Here is an 18205-nt window from a genome sequence, read left to right on the forward strand (position 1 = left end):
CGGCGACACTACCCACGGCGTGTCGGCGACGTGGGTGGTGGGGTATCGCAATCACGTCGGCAAACGTTGCTCCATAGCGTGACCTACCTCGGATTGGTCCTCACCGACTCCTCTTTGGGCGACATCCGGGCTGTCATGAAGAAGTGGGTGTACGGCGGAAACGCCTTTGCGACGACCGTGCCGTGCACATCGCCGAACGCGCTGCGCGCCAATGCCTCATAACCGGCCGGCGAGCGCACATGCCGACCACGATCAAGACTGATGAGCAACCGCGCGATCGGATTCTGCCGCTCGACAAACACATTATCGACCGTGATCACGCGCCCATCGGGTTTAACAACTTGCCGTAACAGCGCGAACAATTGGCTCGCCTGCGCATCGTCCATGTGGTGCAACACCCCCGAGACGATGGCGATATCAACAGGCGCCAGCACGCGCGCCTGCTCGGGCCCGAAAAAACCTTCATGAAATGTTCCACGGTCCCCAAAAGTCCTGCGCGCCTTCGCCACATAGGCCGCATTAGGCTCCCAGCCGACATACTCCACCTCCGGCAGGTACGCCAACAGATCCGAGGGCCCACAACCGATATCCAGCACACGATCCCCCGGCTGAGCACGCACGAAATCCTGCGCAAAGCGGCGCCACCCGCTGTCGGCTCCCATCACACGCTGCACTACTTTGTACAATGTTGGATGACGCAAAGCCGCATAAAGGCCGTGGGTACGTTCGCTCGTCAATGCTCAATCCTTAACGCAGACCGCAAGACAACTCGTGCCGAATGCAATAGTGCCCCCCGCCAAGATCCGCCGCGCCTCGACAGCAAGCAGCCCGTCGATACTGTCTACTGAAAACCCCTGCCGCACATGCTCTGCGGAGTACAGCTCGGCATCGGCCTGTCGCCGCACACCCAACAGACTGGGCAACGTCCTGAGCAGAAAAACCACGGGCACCAGCGGAGCAAAAAAATAGGTGGCGTATAACGGCCTGAACCCATTAACGGTCACGACCTGCCGCAAGCTGGGCACCGTATAACGGCGAAAATGCCCCACCTCGACATCGTAGCTAGAGTGCAAAAAGGCATAAGCCGGCACCGTCAAGAACAGAAACCCGCCTGGGCGCAATAACTCATGAACCCGCCGCAGCGCATCGGCCTCATCCTCGATGTGCTCGAGCACGTCGAACATACCGGCGGCGCTGATGCTGCCCGCAGCCATGCCACTGTCTTCCAACCGCGCACAGATCACCGGTTCGACGCCGCGTGCCTTGGCCGCGAGTGCACCGTCAATGCTCGGTTCCATTAGCGCGCAAGGGATTCCGACCTCGGTTAGTCCCTTCGCGACATATCCGTTGCCGCCGCCGATATCGAGCAGGACCCCGGCGGGCGTGAAGCGGCGCACCACGCTTGCAATGCAACGGTTGCGGTGCCGGAACCAAAAGGAGCGATCCTCGACCTGCAGGCAGGTCGCATTGGCGTGCTCGGGATACGACACCGGCTCCTGGCGACCGGCAAACCAGATGCCGTCCGCGCCCCGTTCAAGGCCAGGAGCAACGCTGGCAAGGTCCAGCATCATGCGAAATGCATCCGCCGCGAGTGATGGGTTTGGTAGAAGTCCAACACCAGACCAGCCACCTCTTCTACCTCCTGGTCGGTGAGATCGAAATACATTGGTAGCCTTACCAATCGAGCGCTGACCTCGTCGGTCCTCGGCAAGTGCCTCTGTGGCACGTCGAGCGACTGCGCGAATGGCGACGAATGCAGCGGCACGTAATGGAACACCGCAAGGACGCCCGCCGCCCGCAGATGGTCGATGAGCGCCGTCCGCTCCCCGATGTCGGCAGTCAAGACATAAAACATGTGGTAGTTGGGGGTACAGTGCGGCGGCGCAACGGGAATCCGGATCAAGCCGCGCTGCACCAGCGGAGCCAAAATGGCGGCGTAACGGGCGAATATCTCGCCACGCCGCCTGGTTATCTTTTCCATGTTCTCGAGCTGGCCCATCAGAAACGCGGCAAGCATATCGGAAGGGAGGTAGGAGGAGCCGACGTCCACCCAGGTGTACTTGTCAACTTGGCCGCGCAAGAACTGGCTACGGTTGGTGCCTTTTTCGCGCAGAATTTCCGCACGCTGTTCTATGGCCGGATCGTTGATGACGAGCGCGCCGCCTTCGCCGCAAGAAAAATTCTTGGTCTCGTGGAAGCTGTAACAACCGAGGTGACCGATCGTGCCCAGCCAACGATCCTTGTAGCGGGCGTAGACGCCTTGAGCGGCGTCCTCCACGACCAACAGATTATGGCGGCCAGCAATGTCCATGATGGCGTCCATCTCGCACGCGACGCCCGCGTAGTGGATGGGGAATATGGCGCGCGTACGCGCAGTGATCGCCTGCTCGATCAGGCGCTCATCGATGTTGTGCGTATCGGGCCTGACGTCCACGAACACCGGTTTGGCACCACGCAGCACAAAGGCGTTGGCCGTGGAGACGAATGTGTAGGAGGGGACGATCACCTCGTCACCCGGCCGCAAGTCGCATAGCAGCGCAGCCAGTTCGAGCGCCGCGGTACAGGACGTGGTCAGCAGCACCCGCCGCGCGCCGAAGGCTTTCTCCAGCAAGGCCTGGGCACTCTTGGTGAAGGGCCCGTCACCGCTAGCATGCCCACCCGCGACTGCCTGGCCGACGTATGTCAGCTCGGACCCGACGACGGAGGGCTTGTTGAACGGGATGCGGATCGTCATCACGTGCCTTTGTATCGCAATCCGCTGCTAACCGCAGCAACTTCCCCCATGTTCTTTTCACGTAAAGTCGAGAACCCACGGCCTGAATGACCTGGTGAGATGCATGTTCGGCGCGTTGTGCCTTCAGAGGCGGCATCGCGAGTGGCCCGATTGGGCGAAAGTCAAGCACTGTCGGAGTCGGAGAGGTTTCCACCGGCCGTGGCCCGCGCCGAGTCGTGCCCTCGGATGAGGACACCCGCGGTATGGCTGATCGACTGGGCAGATGACGTCTGCGACCTCGAATCCGAACAACACCAACAACTTCAACGCGCTGAGATCATCCTGCGCCGCTATTGCGGCGTGATACTCGGCACGCCTCGCGCTGGCCGGTGCACTCCACCGCGATGCGACGGCTGAATCGCCATGTCCCTCGACGACAAAGCTTGGAGACGAGGAGAATCTAACTCGGACAATACTTCAAATAACGTGGAGCTTTTTCTCCAACGTTGAAAAGGAGATCCAGAACTGACACCGCCGGCTCGAACGCTCCCCATAATTGCGTATAGTCGAGGTACCCGTCATAGTCGAACCAATTGACCCGAATTCCACTGTCGTCGAACAATTGCTCTTCGAGATAGGAGCGGGCCGCGGGGCCAGAGACATAATCCGTTGCCCCGGCCTGGCGGCAGAGGTGGACCAGCCTCTCTGTCTTACCACCCGATAATTCATAATCCCACGAGTTTGTCAAGCGGGTGACAATACCGAGATAGCCACAAATGGCTTCCAAAAGACGCCGGTTGAGCTGTGAAAGATTTGTGTACCGTTCTTCGAGGTAGATAGGCGCGAGCCAATCAGCTATCTCTACGAAGTACGGAGCCGGACGATAGTTATATTCTAGTGTTCGCCAGTGTTTCTTCGCCCAGTGGGTTGAGTGGATCTGTGTCTCACGGATCGTCTGCTGGAGGCTGTTCACGTGCACAGGGACAGTCACCCACTGCACGCCCTTTCTGGTTTTGATCCGGTTTCTGTTCCGCCAATCATTCTTCGTATATTGCACATCGTCATAGATTATGAACTCATCAACGGATGCGATCAGATCAAAGTATCCACGCCAGGGGACATAATTCGACTGCAGGATCGCGACACGCTTCAATGAGGCACCCCCCTGAAACGGAAACGTATACATCCAAGCAGGCCGCACACGGCTGGACGGCACTGCACACACGCACAATACGCCGTTTTGACGTCAGTGTAAAACATCGACACGCTGGAACTTCGCGCTGGCCATCCCCCCAATCACGCCAGCGGCTACGAGCGGTTCGGGCAGCGGATATTCTGGCCGGTAGATTTTCGGAAATTGGATATCCCGACCGAATACAACGTGATTCCTGAGAATTGGCTGTCAATACTGCTTTAGGCCGTCGCGGGGTAAGGACGCGAACAACACCGAGCCGAAAGCAGATACAGGAGAGACCTGCATCGAGGCGAATCGGGGGCGTTTGCCATGCACGCGGCGGCATACGCTAGTCAAAACTCTCCACGCCTCGCGTTAGCGCCGGCAGCCTTCCTATCGCAAGAACTCTCGGCTGATTACGCCGAACTTTGTTCGGACTGCGTCATCAGCTCGAATGTCGATGAGGAGGTACCGCCATCGGTATCCGGGAGATCTCGTCGAGTCGGCTGGCGCGTATCGTCAACTGCCGGAGCCGGTTTGCGCGTGTAGGAGACGACGATCACCACGCAAGCGATCAACCACAGGATCGGCGTCAAAGGCACTGTCGTCAAAACGATTTGTGTGGTACCGATAACCCCCCGCGCCCCCCACTGTCCCCAGATCGGTATCGGGACCGGCTGGCCGGGTATCGCAACCTGAGCGATGCTGAGCGCCACGGCCAAACTCACCCAGATGCCCACCGTACGACGACCGTCACCGTGAAGTGCAAGCCGGTCGAATAATCCAGTCACGGGCGGCCCGTTGGGATCTCGGACAACGAGTGCAGCGACTGGCAACACGAATATTAGGTAGTAAAGCATCGCCACAGAGGGAGACAGTGTGGCGGTCGCCAGCAGCACAATGCCCGCCATCACTGGCGGGATGCGCCGCCCCAACGCCAGCACACATAGCACGACCAGGATCAGCAAGGCATAGCCGATCACCGACCGCGGACCGGCCAAATAGCCCTCCGGTAGCTTGCCCCCTGTTTGAGCACCCTTTACGGCATCCGGGATCAACAAGAGCGCTCTGCCGAACGACACATTCTTCACATCGGTGAGCCCCCCGAACGAAGTAGCGAAGTGGGACAGGTTATGGATCGACTGGGAGATTGTCTGCGGAAAGTCACGCGGCCATAACAGGTAGGCGGCCAGGTTGGCGACCACGACCCCGACAACGGCAGCACCGCCCCACCGCCATTGCCGCGCCGCTAACAACGCCACCACCAAGGCGGCGAACTGAGGCTTGACCATCGCGGCCAACACCACCATGAGCGCAACAACGCCCCACCGCTCTCGACGCAACGCCACCAAGAACACCAACGCGATCGGCACCACAAACCCCGCCGAATTGCCCCGATCGATCACCGCCCACGCCGGGACGGCCGCAACCCCCAGCGCCACAAAAACCACCACCCGCTCCAGCCCACGTGTCCCCCGCGCCGCCCACAGCGCCGGCGAAAAAACCGCTACCGTCAGCGCAAGCAGATAACTGATCAACCCCAGTCTGGGGACGCCCAGCCATTTCGCGGGAAGCGCGAACAACATATGCGGCAGCCATCCGGCCGCCGGGTACTCGAGCTGCACCGGCTGGTAATCCGGGGGGAGGAACTGTTGGTAGGCCCAGGGATTGGGCTGCATTCCAGCACCCACGACCATCGCGTAGTCACCGAAGCAGTGCCGCCCGATATTCATGCCCCAATCCAGCCAGCAGTCTTGGGGGATCCACAACAAAGAGGACAACACATCGACCGAGGCGCACTGGACAAGGATGTAGCCAGTGCCCACTGACACCGCCGACACCAGCAGGATGGCGCCCAGCATCAAAGTGCGTTCGGATTGGCAGGTGAGTGCCCGGCGCCGCTCCCGCATCGCAGCGACCCCACCGCGCACCACCCCAAGAGGTCGAATCATCCGCATCGTCCTCCCTCCTTCGGCAAGACGCTAACAGGAGCAAACGGGTCGCAACGGGCCTTGCCCGAAAAGGTGGCAGCAACTCCGGTGCAGGGCGGTTTGCTGAGCCAATTGATCATCACGGCCACATCCTTGACACGGTGCTAAACGGCACCAGTCTGGTGACGCAAGCTGGCCAGGTGGGCCGGATGGCGCGCTGAGCGGGCTCCGCTCGCAGGCCGATCTCGCCGGGCCATTGCTGCTACTTCATCTCCGCGCTCGACTTGCTCGAAAGCCGAGTGCCCATCAACGATTCCGTCTGGGTGAGTTGCCAGCTGGAACGACGATCCAGATGCCGGGCCAACCACGTGGAATCTATTGGATACGCCGGCGGGCCGCCGCGGCAACGCAATCAGATGCATGTTGATTCTTATCAGCGGACCGAATAACAGCGGCTCCCCGCGCGCGTCTGCAACGGTATCGGCAGCAGCAATATGTAGTCGATGCCACCGTCGGTCGGCCCCAGCCCAGCGAATACGCCCGACGCAGCGCGGCCGCGGCGGGACCGAAAACACGCAGCCATCGCTGCCGCTCGTTCGTCGTGGTGCGCCGAATTGTCCGAAGCGGGAAACATGCCTTATTCCGTCGGCGACAATGCAGCGGAGTACGGCGGCCTGGTGATCGGTATCCTGCCGGTTCCAGGATGGCTGGAGGTGAGATGTCGGGAAGAGTTCTGGTCACCGGAGGCACCGGCGCGACCGGCGCGGCAACCGTCAAATGGCTGCGGCGAATGGGAGCAGACGTCGTCGTGTTGGCCCGGCGCCCGCCGGCGGTACCGGTAGTCGACGCGACCTATGTGGTTGCGGACATCCAGGATTCAGAAGGGGTGTCGCGCGCGCTGGCGGGTTGCGATGCGGTAGCCCATTTCGCCTGGACTCCCCCAGCAATGTGGAGCGCCAAGGGCACTGAGGGCATCGACATCGGCGGTACCACCAACGTGCTGCGCGCGATGGCCGACCACGACTGCCGCAGGATGGTGTTCGCCTCCTCGCTCACCGTCTACGGCGGCCGCCCTGACCATCCACAGCCGTTCACCGAGGACGAGACACCGCAACCCGCGGCCTCACTTTCCTATGAGCGCAACAAAGTGCGAGCGGAGGAGATAATCGCCGAGTCCGGCGTCGCGGCGGTCATCGTGCGGCCCACCGTGATTGTCGGGCGTTCGGCCTGGAGCGCGCGGGCGAATATCTTCCGCCAGCCCGTAATCGTCACTCCTGGCCGTGACGCGCGCATGCAGTTGGTCCATGTCGACGACGTCGGCCGGTTCATTGCATCCGCGGCGTTAGGCGGGCCCACCGGAACCGTCAATCTCAACGCCGATGATGCACTGACCTTCACCGAGATCGCCGACATCATCGGACGGCGCGTCGTGAATCCCGGCAAGGGGTTCACCCGACTGCTGGCCAGCTCGATCGGCAGGGCCGAGACCTACGAGTCCATGCCAGACGTCATCGAGTTGTTGAGGCATTACCCGCTTGGTGACACATGCAACCTTCGTGAAACGTTCGGCTTCACCTGCGCCTACAGCTCGGCCGAGGCCGTGGCCGACATGACCGACTGGTCCTCGACCGTGTGGACGGTGGGTGCACGCTCGGTCCGCAAGCCCAGCCGGTTGGCCCCGACGGTCGTCCACCCGCGCCAAACGTCTGGCTCCGACGGGAACGCGGTGCGGATCGTACCGCCGGAGTACACAGGCGAGTTCGATAACGTTACCGGCGATCCAGCCTTCCCGGAGTGGAGTGCGGCGAATGTCGCCGAGGCGTTTCCGGGTCCGATGACACCCTTCTCCCTCGGTCTGGCGACTCGCGTGATGTTCAGTGCGGCAAGCCTATTCGAGCAACTCTTCCCGCTCGAGCCGGACCTGGCGACCTTGGTCAACACCAAGAAAGTGGGTTCCATCGGGCATCGGATTTACAACAACGTAACGGTGATGAAGGAATTGGCAAAAGCCATTCCCGGCCAGACACCCGAAAGCTTCGATCATCACATCAACGGCACCCCGTTGCCCGAGGGGTACCGGGGGGTCGCCATGTCCGCCGCCGAGGCACTCACCGGCGTCCGCGCAGCAGTCAAGGCCGGCCCCCAATTCGCCGGTCTAAGTAGCGAGCTCTCAGAAATGGAGCGCCGGGCCCTGCGGCTGATCGCTCACCGCCCAGACCTGCGGACCCTCACCGATCAGAAACTGCTGGCCCGCATCGAGTTGGCCAGCGACATGATGGTCCGAACGTGGGACATCAACCTGACCGAAACGTTCATGGTCATTCTCCTAACAAATGTCATCGCGCAGCGTTACGGGGATGACGTTGCGATGAACCTGCGCACCGAGAATCTGCGCAGCACCACCCTGCTCGGCGGGGTGCTCGAACTCGCCGAAATCGTGGCGGCGGATGACGGTCTGCGCCGATTGATCGAAGACAGCCCTAGCGAAACGGTGCTGGACAGACTACGCGGCAACGCACCGGCATTCGCCGCCAAGTTCGACCATCTGCTGGCCGAATGCGGGCACCGCGGACCGGGCGAGACAGAATTGAGTAATCCCGTCTACATCGACGCCCCGGAGCTTTTCCTTCGCTCGGTGATGGGTAGCATCCGCACTGGCCGTGCCGCCCAGGGGGTTTCAGTACAGACCCCGTTGGGTAAGGTTTTGGTTCGCCTCGCTGGCGCTGCCATCGGGCGACGGGAGCGTGGGCGCGACGTGTGCATGCGCATCGCCTATGAGCTCCGACTCGCGCTGCGCGAATGGGGACGGCGACTGGTCGAACGCGGGACGCTGGAGTTCGCCGACGACGTGCACTATCTTGCGGTTGAGGAAGCCTACTATCCGCCTGCAGATTCCACGGATCGAGTGGCCAGACGTCGGGCCGAACGAAAGCGCCTCGCGGAATTGGAATTTCCGATCCACTTCCGCCATCCGTGGAGACCGGCCGCCCAAGTTGCCGTCGATGACGAACAAGTTATCAGTGGGCTTGCCGTCTCGCCAGGCGTAGCTCGAGGCAGAGCACGCATCATGGCGGAGGCCGACGACGACTTCGAACCCGGAGAGGTTCTGGTCACCAATGTCACCGACACCGGGTGGACGCCCTTCTTCGGCTGCGCCGCCGCAGTGGTCACTAACATCGGCGACATGTTGTCGCATGCGGCGATCGTGGCCCGCGAGTTCGGGGTACCCGCCGTCGTCAACACACTGATCGCGACCCAACGGCTCAAAGATGGCCAATTGGTTGAGGTCGACGGCACGGCTGGCACGGTCCGTATCATCGACGAAAGCTAACCAGCGGTGTAGGGATCCGCGGTGATCGACGCGACTTCATCTGCAGCGCAGCCGATTACGTCACGCGTCACTACGCGTCGAGTCGTTGATCCCAAGGGCAATCAGCATGATGGGCAGAGGGGTACTCGACACCACGTCCGTATGCCCCTCGGCCATCGCCGCACGGATTTCATCCTTGGTCGAGCTGTTCAGGCGCGGATGGTCACCAGCGGTGTGGGCGCGCAGTGGACTGTGCTTGCGCGCGAGCTCCGCGAGTTCTATAAGTTCCGGCGAGTCGACTTCAGACCAAGCGCTGACCTCCAAAATTCCTTCGCGCACTTCACCTTCGGTGCCGTCAATCGTGACCAACTTGCCCGACAGCCGTGCGGCGACACCGGTACCACACCCCACCACGGATGGACGACCAAGCTCACGGCTGACGACTGCGGCGTGGCTGGTGGCGCCACCGATCTCGGTGACGATGCCGCGCGCCGCGATCATCCCCTGGATGTCGTCGGGGCTGGTTGTCGGGCGAACGAGAATGACATCTTCGTAGCCGGCCGCGTCGATGGCGTCATCGACGTCGGTGTAGGCCATACCGGTCGCAACTCCTGGGCAGCAGGGCAAGCCTTTGGCGAGCAGCGGCGCGGCCAGACGGGCCTCCGGCTGTAGCGTCGGTAGCAACAGCGTCCGCACATGCTCGGGCGTGACCCTGCGTAGGGTCTCGGCCTCGCCGATAAGACCCTCGTGCCGCAACGCCAAGGCGATCCGCACCGCGGCTTGCGCTGAACGTTTGGCAGTCCGTGTCTGCAGCAGCCACAACCGGCCTTTTTCCACCGTGAATTCGATGTCCTGGACATCTCCGGCAAGCTTTTCGAGTTTTTTCGCTGCGGCCGTCAACTCGCCGTAGACGGCGGGTTGCTCGTCGCGCAAGGCAGTTATGCTTTCGACGTCGGACGTGCCTGATACGACGTCATCACCCTGGCCGCACTTGAGCCACTCCCCGAAAGGCTCGTCGACTCCGGTAATCGGGTTGCGCGAGAAGAGCACTCCCGTGCCCGAGTCATCGTCCATGTTGCCGAACACCATGGCCTGCACGACAACTGCGGTACCGCTGAGGTCGTCGAGACCATGGTGACTGCGATAGGTTCGTGCACGATCACTGTTCCACGAGCCAAACACCGCTTCAATCGCACCCCGAAGTTGATCGTAAGGATCGTCGGGGACGGCAACATCGTCGACGGGGACGATGCGCCGATATATCTCGCGGCATCGGCGCCGGGTGTCCGCGGCAAAACGCGCACCATGTAATTCGGCCAGCGCCTTCTCGACCTCGTCATTGATCCCGAGATCCAAAACGGTACCCAGCATCCCCGGCATGGACTGCGCTGCACTGCTTCGCACGCTCACAAGCAGCGGACGCGGCCCGTGCCCGAAAGTACGCCCAGTCAGGACTTGCAGGTAGGCGATCTTGTCGCGAACGTGGTCACGCAGCACCTCATCGACCGCGGGTCCGGGTTCGGCGAACCAGGCGGCGCATACGTCAGCCGTTACGCAGAATGCAGGCGGGACGGGCAAGCCGTTCTTGCGCATCGCGTTGATGCCGTAGCCCTTATTGCCAAGGAGCTCGCGGGGCAGATTCGTGCTGCCATCGAGCACTACGACCCGCGGATTGCCGGTGTCTCGCATGTCCGCCCCCAGCGGTTCCTCGGTCAGGGCCGGCCACCCTGTGTCGCGGAAAGAGCAAGAGTGGAGCCTAAACGTACAGACATACTCGGTACCACCTCTCAGTTTGTCGCACACCTCGCGAGGTTGGCGCCGATGATTCGGCCCAGACCATCCCTCGCCCGCGCACACTCAACGCGGTCACAGTGTCCCCAGTACACGGTTTAGCAAATTCTATGAATAGATTGTGGCGGGAGGGAGTTATACGTATCATCCCAGCACGACTTGGTATTCGGTGTGCGGGGTACGGTGCAAATGGCTTCGAGCGGCAAAAGACTGCTACTCGGGCGGAGCTTGGGGGCCAGCTCACGTTGTGGCGCGCCCCCGGCCACCTCCCCGAAGCCACCTCTAGCGCGGGGCGTCGGCCGGCAGACGGACGTCACACCGATCGCGTCGCCTCTGGCCAATGGTCATGAACCTAGGCTGATCGACCTGCCCAGAATTGAGGACCCTCGAGGAAATTTGACATTCATCGAAGCGGGTAGGCACACGCCGTTCGGGGTAGACCGAGCATTTTGGATCTATGACGTTCCGGGCGGCTCGATGCGAGGAGGGCACGCGTACCGATCAGTCCACGAGTGCATCCTGGCGCTGTCCGGGAGCTTCGACGTCGTGCTGGACGACAGTTCACGCAGAAGCCGCTACACGTTGAATCGTTCCTACCATGCCTTGTTGGTTCCGAATCTCGTCTGGCGGGAGATGACCAACTTCTCTACGAATGCGGTGGCCCTCGTCCTCGCCTCCAGCCCCTTAGCACCAGACGATTACGTGCATGACTACGAAGAATTCTTGCGACTCAAGAGGGCGAAATGAGTCGCATCGACGACTGCAGACTGGTCCATCTTGAGAAGTTCGAGAGCGATCAAGGGAACCTGACTCCGCTCCATGGTGAGAGTCACGTTCCCTTCGCGATCAAGAGGGTCTACTACATGTACGACCTTCCCGGTGGATCCGAGCGCGGCGGGCACGCGCACCGGTCGCTCCAACAATTGATAGTGGCTGCCACGGGATCGTTCGCGGTGACTCTCGACGATGGGTGGAGTCGACGAACCGTTTCCCTCGACCGTTCCTACTATGGCCTGTACCTACCGACGATGATCTGGCGGGAGCTCACGGGTTTTTGCACGGGAGCCATTTGCCTGGTGTTCGCCTCGCTGCCCTATGACGAAGACGACTACATTCGTGACTATCACGAGTTCCTGACGACGGTCCGCAGCCCAACCAACAGCGGCCTCGATAACTGACTGGCTGATCAGCTTTGCCGGGGTTTTGGCACCTCTGACGGCCGATGACGCGAAGCCGGCCAGGGTTCGCCGGACTGCATCGTGCTGGATTAATCGTGGGAAATCATAGGTCCTGGCTCGGAGGGCGACAATGACCAATCCTCCCAATGCGGTGCCCTTTCTGGACGTCCAGGCCGCCACGCGGGAGATCGAAGCGCCCGTTCAGGAAGCCGTTCACCGAGTCGTGCGCAGCGGCCGCTACGTGGGGGGTGAAGAAACAGCAGCATTCGAGGGGGAGTTCGCTGCTTTCACCGGCGCGAAGCATGCGGTGGGAGTGGGCAGTGGCTTGGACGCGATTGGCCTGGCGCTGCGGGCGCTCGGCATCCGCCCCGGTGACGAGGTCGTCGTGCCAACGAACACCTTCATTGCGACCTGGCTCGCGGTAGCGCACATCGGTGCTCGTCCGGTAGCGGTGGAGCCGATCGATGGTCAGTGGACCCTTGATCCCGCTCGGGTGTCAGAAGCTATTACTCCCCGAACTCGCGCCCTCGTTCCGGTACACCTCTTCGGTCAACCCGCTGACCTTGATGAGCTTTTGGAGGTGGCGAAACGACATGGGCTGGTGGTCGTGGAGGATGCCGCACAGGCCCACGGGGCGCGCTACAACGGCCGTCGCGTCGGTGCTCATGCCCACGCGGTGGCATGGAGCTTCTATCCCGCCAAAAACCTGGGTGCTTTCGGTGACGGGGGCGCGGTGACCACCGACGACGCCGGTGTCGCTGCCCGCGTTCGTTCCCTCGGCAACTACGGAACCAGCCAGAAGTACGTGCACGACCTTCCCGGGATGAACTCCCGACTCGATGAGATTCAGTCGGCGGTATTGCGTGTCAAATTGCAACATCTTGACAGCTGGAACGCTCGGCGAAGAACCATCGCAAACCGCTACGCCGAACAACTCGCCGATATCCCGGGTCTACATCTGCCGGATACCGCGCCGAGCCGCGAACACGTGTGGCACCTGTACGTCGTCGACCATGCGTCGCGCGATGAACTGCAGAAGCACCTGGCTACCAACGGGATCCGAACATTGGTGCACTATCCGATCCCCCCGCACCTGTCGGGTGCGTTTGCCTCACTTGGACTGACCGAGGGCACGTTCCCCATCGCAGAGCGGGCGGCGCGAACCCACCTCAGCCTGCCCATAGGTCCCCATCTATCGGAGGAAAACGTCACTCGAGTGATCGATGCCTGTCGCTCGTTTCGCCCATAACCAGGCAAGGTCGACTGTTTGTGAAAGTTGTTGGAGATCGGGATGTTTGGAATGCATTCGGTAATGGGGCCTTTCGGTCAACGTTCAATAGACCTCATCCACCACAGCTTCCGGTCGTGTGGTGACTTCGTCGAAAATCCGCCAGACATACTCCCCGATGATGCCCAGAATGATTATCACCACGCCCAGCAAGAAGCTGATCAGGGCAACCAGGGTGGGGAACCCTGCAACGCCTCGGTGGCCGCCGAAGATCGCATCGACCACTATGTAGAGGCCGTAGGCGAACGACAGCAGCGCGACGAGGAAGCCCGTCAGCGAGATGAAGCGGATGGGTAACACCGAGAAGCCAAGGATCGAGTCGAAGAAGTAGGTCAGCTTCTTGCCGAACGTCCAGCGTGACTTGCCGTGTTGCCGCTTCCGTCGCTGGTAAGGAACAGTCGCCGGTTTGTAGCCCAACCAGTGTGCGAGCAGTTCGGTGTTGACGTTCTTGCTGCTGTCGCGAATGTGTGGCACCAGCGCCGCGTCCATCAATAAGATGTCGATACCGCCTTTTGGGTAGTCCTTGCTGATCACCCTCCTCACCAGCCAGTGATAAATGCCGGCGAAGAATGTGGTCAGCGGCGGATCGACCCGGCTTTGCCGCAGCGCAATCACGAACTTTGACCCCGCCAGCCATTGATCGGTCATCTTGACTACGAGTTCCGGCGGGTCTTGCAGGTCGGCCGCCAGCCACATTGTGCAGTCGCCGGTGACATAGTTGAGCCCGACCTTGGAGGAATGTATCGCGCCAAAGTTCCGTGTCAGCTTGATCACTCGGGTATCCGGACGCTGCTGTTTGATCTTCATCAACTCGATCATCGACTCGTCACCCGAACCATCGTCGACGAAGATCAGTTCCATGCCGCAGTCGCGCTCGTGGAGTTCCCTCTCGACTTCTCGCAGTTCGGCGAACAGGAGCGGCAGCGATTGGGCGTTGTAGTAGACCGGAACCACGACCGAGACCGTTTTCATGGCTTCTCCTTCAGCGGCCGGCCCACCGGCGGGGTGTCGAGCGGGTTACCGCGTTCCCGGAACGGGTACCGGCCGGTCCGCGCTGCACTCATGCTGTAATACCTCCGATATAAGAAGTACTTGCGGTGCATCCTATGAACATCTCAGACGCTAATTTGCTGAACGGCGGATAGGGAACCCCCGCGAGACCCGTGTGGGATCATCTGATGATGTAGGTCGCGCAGCCACCTGGCTTGAGTACATCGTGACGTTCGGGGCTCGCAATCCTGAATACATACGAATCGAGACCGATGGCGCGTTGCTACGAATTCACTGGAAGGAGCCCTAATGCCGGTCGATCCGGGCCGATTCGCAAAGCTGCGCTACGACGATTTCAAAACACTCGCCACCGAAGAGGGGCTATCGATCCACGAGCGCATTGGCGTCCCCGATTCATACTATGAAGGCCGCCAAGACGCTATCTTGCAGGACATCAGGACAAAGTTGTCCAACCTGGACACACCGGGACGCAGAGTCATCGACATCGGCTGCGGCTGCGGTGCCCTGGTTTTCAGGCTCATTTCGCTGTGCAAAGAAATGGGCCACCTTCATGTCCTCGTGGACTCTGCCGAGGTGCTCAGGCACCTGCCCGACGAGCCTCACGTCCGCAAAGTTGGCGGGCGATTTCCACAGGAATCCGCTGCATCGCTGGTGGACTTGGCAGGCAAGGCAGACGTGGTGATCGCCTATGGTGTCTTCAATGTCGTTGTGCTCGACGGGAACCCCTTCGACTTTCTCGACCGGGCGCTCAACCTGCTCGCACCGGGGGGACAACTCCTCGTCGCCGACATCCCCAATCAGTCGATGCGCCGACGGTTCTTCAGCAGCGATGCCGGAAGAGCATTCCACAAGTCGTTCACCGGCACCGATACCGAGCCTGAGGTGGAATTCAATAAATTGGAATTCGAGAAAATCGACGATGGCGTCCTGGTCGGCCTCATGCTGCGGGCGCGCGCGGCAGGATTCGACGCCTATATCGTTCCGCAGAGACCGGATCTTCCTTTCGCCAACCGTCGCGAAGACCTGCTCTGCAGAAGGCCCTGACCGGCCGCATGCAGGCGAGTCCGCACGCAGGTCCCGACCGCGTCCCGTCTGCCGACCACGGCTTATCGCGCGCCCTTAAGGCGACCATGACTGTACGCAAAACCTCTGCGCGAGAGGCAGTCTCAGCATCCAACGCAGGATCGGTAGCCAACAACGCTGCCGAGAATCGCATCGATGACCGTCGCTTATCCCAGCCCCCACGCTGCTGCCCCAGCGAAGCGCAGCGTATGCATAGTCATCCAAAACCGAAACCATGGAACCACTTTCGACCCTCCACAGTAGATCGGGGCTGACCGGTGCACAGCGTTGAGCGGTATCGGCCTGAGCTGCAAGACGAATGGAACACCTTCGTCCGCAGGAGCCGAAACGGCACCTTTCTGTTCGATCGTGACTACATGGAGTATCACGCCGACCGGTTCGAAGACTTCTCCCTGGTTGTCCGGGACAAGCAAGGTCGCATCAGGGCCATGCTCCCTGCCAATCGCGCGGAGGACCGTGTCATCAGCCACGACGGACTGACGTACGGGGGCTTTATCGTCGATGCATCGACGCGCACCGCGTCGATGCTGGATGTATTTGATCGAGCGAGGGAGTTCTTAGCAGCCTCGGGGATCCGCGAATTCATCTACAAGCCGGTCCCTCACATATATCATCTCGAGCCCTGCGAAGAGGACCTGTACGCCCTATTTCGCCTGAAAGCGCAACTCATTCAGCGGGACGTGGGAGCTTGTGCCTGTCCAGCCGAAATCGGGCGACCCCCGAAAGGCGTGCGCTGGTGGATCCAGAAAGCAGAAGAGGCCGGCATCAAAGTGCAAGAATCTGAGCGCTTCGAAGACTTCTGGCCTATCTTGGAGCACAATCTCGCGGCCCGACATCAAGCGGCTCCCGTGCATTCGCTGTCCGAGATCAAACTGCTGAAGTCGCGATTCCCGGCGAACATACGTCTGTTCTTGGCCCAACGTGGGTCAACTGTACTGGCGGGCTTCGTCGCGTATGAGACGGTCAACGTCGTGCACATTCAGTACGCCGGCTCCACCGAAGAGGGTCGAGTTCTGGGGGCCCAGAACCTAATTGCGGTCGAACTTCTGCGAAATCGTTTTCGCGACAAGAAGTGGTTCGATTACGGGACATCCACCGAGGAAAAGGGGCGCGTGCTGAACGCGGGACTTCAGCACTTCAAAGAAGGCTTCGGCCTCCGAGCTGTGGTCTCCGACCGGTATCGCATGAGGCTGTAGAGGAGGTGCTGACAGCCGTCTCCGGGAGACCATCCAGGGGCGACGCTGAGTCACCATCCTGGAAGTTGGCCGGTCTGCGCACGTAGGAGACGATGATCACCGCGCACGCGATGATCCACAAGATCGGCGTCAAAGGTGCCGTGGTGAGAACGATCGGAGTGCTGCCGACGACCCCCCTCGCCCCGAACTGTCCCCAGATCGGTACCGGTACCGGCTGGCCGGGGATGGCAACCTGAGCGATGCTGAGCGCGGTGGCCACTCTTACCCATGCGCCCACCCTGCGACGACAGTCGCCATTGATCGCGAACCGGTCGAATATGCCTTCACCGAGCCGCCCATCCGGGTCTCGGATGACGAGCGCGGCGACTGGCAAGACGAATACGAGGTAGTAGTACATCGCCTCGGAGGGGAACAGTGCGGCCGCGGCCAGCAGCACAATACCCGCCATGACAGGCGGGATCCGTCGGCCCAGAGCGAGTAGCGAGACAACGATAAGTATCAAGACGACATACCCGATCAGCAATCGCGGACCGGCCAGGAAGCCCTCCGGTAGCTTGCCGCCCGATGTGGCGGCCTCGACGGCGTCCGGGAACAACAGCAGCGCTCTTGCAAAAGACAGGTTCTTCACGTCAGTGAGCCCTAGCTCCGAACTACCGAAGTGAGACAGACCGTGGATGGTCTGTGCGATTGTCTGCGGAAAGTCGCGGGGCCACAACAGATATGGGGCGAGGTTGGCGATCATGACACCGACAATGGCTATCCCGCTCCACCGCCAACGGCGGGCGGCCAGCAACGCCACCACCAAGACGGCGAACTGGGGTTTCACCGCCGCGGCCAACACCACCATGAGCGTGACAGCACCCCAGTGCCCCCGCCGTAACGCCACCAAGAACATCAACGCGATCGGCACCACGAATCCCGCCGAATTGCCCCGGTCAATGACCGCCCAGACCGGGATGGCCACAACCCCCAGAGCCACAAAAACCACCAGACGCTCCAGCCCACGCGTCCCCCGGGCCGCCCAGACCGCCGGTGAAAGAACTGCAACCGTCAGCGCAAGCAGGTAACCGACCAGACCCAGCCGCGGCCCGCCCAACCACTTCGCGGGAGCCCCAAACAGCAGATGGGGCATCATTGCGGCGGCCGGGTAGGCGGTCCGCGTGGGTTGGTAATCCGGTGGTAAGAACTCCTGGTAGGTCCAGGGGTTGGGCCGCATCCCGGCGTCTACGACCATGGAGTAATCGCTGAAGCAGTGGCGACCGATGTTCGTGCCCCAATCCAGCCAGCAGTCCTGGGGGATCCACAACAAAGAGGACAGCACGTTGGCCGAGGCGCACTGGATAAGGACATAGCCGATGGCCACCGAAGCCGCGGACACCAGCAGGATGGTGCGGAGCAGCCGGACGCGCTCGGACCGGGAGGTGACCGCCCGGCGCCGCTCCCGCATCGCGGTGATTCCGCCGCGAACCAACTCAAGGGGTCGAATCAACCGCATCCCTCCTCCCTGCTTCGCCAGACGCTAACAGGAGC

At 61.3% G+C, this 18205-nt stretch carries 14 protein-coding genes; 6 read left to right on the top strand and 8 right to left on the bottom strand.

The features are described from left to right. Positions 1-83: 83 nt before the first annotated feature. From A5686_RS09340 to A5686_RS09360, 5 genes are all read right to left on the bottom strand, one after another. Complete coding sequence (locus tag A5686_RS09340) at positions 84-737, bottom strand: trans-aconitate 2-methyltransferase (RefSeq protein ID WP_156750014.1); 654 nt, start codon at positions 735-737, stop codon at positions 84-86. Between the two features lie 3 nt (positions 738-740). Then, a complete protein-coding gene (locus A5686_RS09345; protein ID WP_082947553.1) occupies positions 741-1571 on the bottom strand; it encodes a bifunctional 2-polyprenyl-6-hydroxyphenol methylase/3-demethylubiquinol 3-O-methyltransferase UbiG in 831 nt (276 codons plus the stop codon). Beyond that, a complete protein-coding gene (gene rffA, locus A5686_RS09350; protein ID WP_197520527.1) occupies positions 1568-2734 on the bottom strand; it encodes a dTDP-4-amino-4,6-dideoxygalactose transaminase in 1167 nt (388 codons plus the stop codon). Before rffA ends, A5686_RS09345 begins: the two co-directional genes overlap by 4 nt. A 439-nt stretch (positions 2735-3173) precedes the next feature. Then, entirely contained in the window at positions 3174-3866 is a 693-nt protein-coding gene (locus A5686_RS09355) for a WbqC family protein (RefSeq protein WP_067933436.1), read from the bottom strand. A gap of 437 nt (positions 3867-4303) precedes the next feature. Continuing rightward, complete coding sequence (locus tag A5686_RS09360; RefSeq protein WP_082947559.1) at positions 4304-5839, bottom strand: glycosyltransferase 87 family protein; 1536 nt, start codon at positions 5837-5839, stop codon at positions 4304-4306. Positions 5840-6536: 697 nt separating this feature from the next. Between A5686_RS09360 and A5686_RS09370 the strand changes: the two genes are divergently transcribed. Then, positions 6537-9149: an NAD-dependent epimerase/dehydratase family protein gene (locus A5686_RS09370; protein WP_197520528.1), complete on the top strand. Its 2613-nt coding sequence runs from the start codon at positions 6537-6539 to the stop codon at positions 9147-9149. A 60-nt stretch (positions 9150-9209) separates the two neighbouring features. Here A5686_RS09370 and A5686_RS09375 read toward each other — a convergent pair whose 3' ends face one another. Further along, positions 9210-10817, bottom strand: coding sequence for a pyruvate, phosphate dikinase (locus A5686_RS09375; protein WP_067933372.1), 1608 nt, complete (start codon positions 10815-10817; stop codon positions 9210-9212). A 291-nt stretch (positions 10818-11108) separates the two neighbouring features. Here A5686_RS09375 and A5686_RS09380 point away from each other — a divergent pair, with 291 nt between their 5' ends. From A5686_RS09380 to A5686_RS09390, 3 genes are all read left to right on the top strand, one after another. After that, a complete protein-coding gene (locus A5686_RS09380; protein WP_082947555.1) occupies positions 11109-11666 on the top strand; it encodes an FdtA/QdtA family cupin domain-containing protein in 558 nt (185 codons plus the stop codon). Beyond that, positions 11663-12097, top strand: coding sequence for an FdtA/QdtA family cupin domain-containing protein (locus A5686_RS09385; protein ID WP_067933373.1), 435 nt, complete (start codon positions 11663-11665; stop codon positions 12095-12097). Before A5686_RS09380 ends, A5686_RS09385 begins: the two co-directional genes overlap by 4 nt. 130 nt (positions 12098-12227) lie before the next feature. Beyond that, entirely contained in the window at positions 12228-13346 is a 1119-nt protein-coding gene (locus A5686_RS09390; RefSeq protein ID WP_067933374.1) for a DegT/DnrJ/EryC1/StrS aminotransferase family protein, read from the top strand. A gap of 84 nt (positions 13347-13430) precedes the next feature. Here the strand turns inward: A5686_RS09390 and A5686_RS09395 are convergent, their stop codons facing one another. Continuing rightward, entirely contained in the window at positions 13431-14357 is a 927-nt protein-coding gene (locus A5686_RS09395; RefSeq protein WP_067933375.1) for a glycosyltransferase, read from the bottom strand. A 327-nt stretch (positions 14358-14684) separates the two neighbouring features. Between A5686_RS09395 and A5686_RS09400 the strand changes: the two genes are divergently transcribed. Then, entirely contained in the window at positions 14685-15440 is a 756-nt protein-coding gene (locus A5686_RS09400; protein ID WP_067933377.1) for a bifunctional 2-polyprenyl-6-hydroxyphenol methylase/3-demethylubiquinol 3-O-methyltransferase UbiG, read from the top strand. A gap of 296 nt (positions 15441-15736) precedes the next feature. Then, positions 15737-16675: a GNAT family N-acetyltransferase gene (locus A5686_RS09405; RefSeq protein ID WP_067933379.1), complete on the top strand. Its 939-nt coding sequence runs from the start codon at positions 15737-15739 to the stop codon at positions 16673-16675. Here A5686_RS09405 and A5686_RS09410 read toward each other — a convergent pair. Further along, positions 16617-18170 carry a glycosyltransferase family 87 protein gene (locus tag A5686_RS09410; RefSeq protein ID WP_067933381.1) on the bottom strand — a complete coding sequence of 518 codons (1554 nt, stop codon included), beginning with the start codon at positions 18168-18170 and terminating at the stop codon, positions 16617-16619. The genes A5686_RS09405 and A5686_RS09410 overlap by 59 nt on opposite strands. Between the last annotated feature and the right edge of the window lie 35 nt (positions 18171-18205).

The organism is Mycobacterium sp. E2479 (assembly GCF_001667925.1).
In the GTDB taxonomy this organism is placed as follows: Bacteria; Actinomycetota; Actinomycetes; order Mycobacteriales; family Mycobacteriaceae; genus Mycobacterium.

What these genes read in the sequence shown, in the direction of transcription:
- A5686_RS09345 (WP_082947553.1), bottom strand. Translation starts at nt 1,571, where the DNA reads ATGATGCTGGACCTTGCCAGCGTTGCTCCTGGCCTTGAACGGGGCGCG.
- rffA (WP_197520527.1), bottom strand. Translation starts at nt 2,734, where the DNA reads ATGACGATCCGCATCCCGTTCAACAAGCCCTCCGTCGTCGGGTCCGAG.
- A5686_RS09360 (WP_082947559.1), bottom strand. Translation starts at nt 5,839, where the DNA reads ATGATTCGACCTCTTGGGGTGGTGCGCGGTGGGGTCGCTGCGATGCGG.
- A5686_RS09370 (WP_197520528.1), top strand. Translation starts at nt 6,537, where the DNA reads ATGTCGGGAAGAGTTCTGGTCACCGGAGGCACCGGCGCGACCGGCGCG.
- A5686_RS09375 (WP_067933372.1), bottom strand. Translation starts at nt 10,817, where the DNA reads ATGCGAGACACCGGCAATCCGCGGGTCGTAGTGCTCGATGGCAGCACG.
- A5686_RS09380 (WP_082947555.1), top strand. Translation starts at nt 11,109, where the DNA reads ATGGCTTCGAGCGGCAAAAGACTGCTACTCGGGCGGAGCTTGGGGGCC.
- A5686_RS09385 (WP_067933373.1), top strand. Translation starts at nt 11,663, where the DNA reads ATGAGTCGCATCGACGACTGCAGACTGGTCCATCTTGAGAAGTTCGAG.
- A5686_RS09390 (WP_067933374.1), top strand. Translation starts at nt 12,228, where the DNA reads ATGACCAATCCTCCCAATGCGGTGCCCTTTCTGGACGTCCAGGCCGCC.
- A5686_RS09395 (WP_067933375.1), bottom strand. Translation starts at nt 14,357, where the DNA reads ATGAAAACGGTCTCGGTCGTGGTTCCGGTCTACTACAACGCCCAATCG.
- A5686_RS09400 (WP_067933377.1), top strand. Translation starts at nt 14,685, where the DNA reads ATGCCGGTCGATCCGGGCCGATTCGCAAAGCTGCGCTACGACGATTTC.
- A5686_RS09410 (WP_067933381.1), bottom strand. Translation starts at nt 18,170, where the DNA reads ATGCGGTTGATTCGACCCCTTGAGTTGGTTCGCGGCGGAATCACCGCG.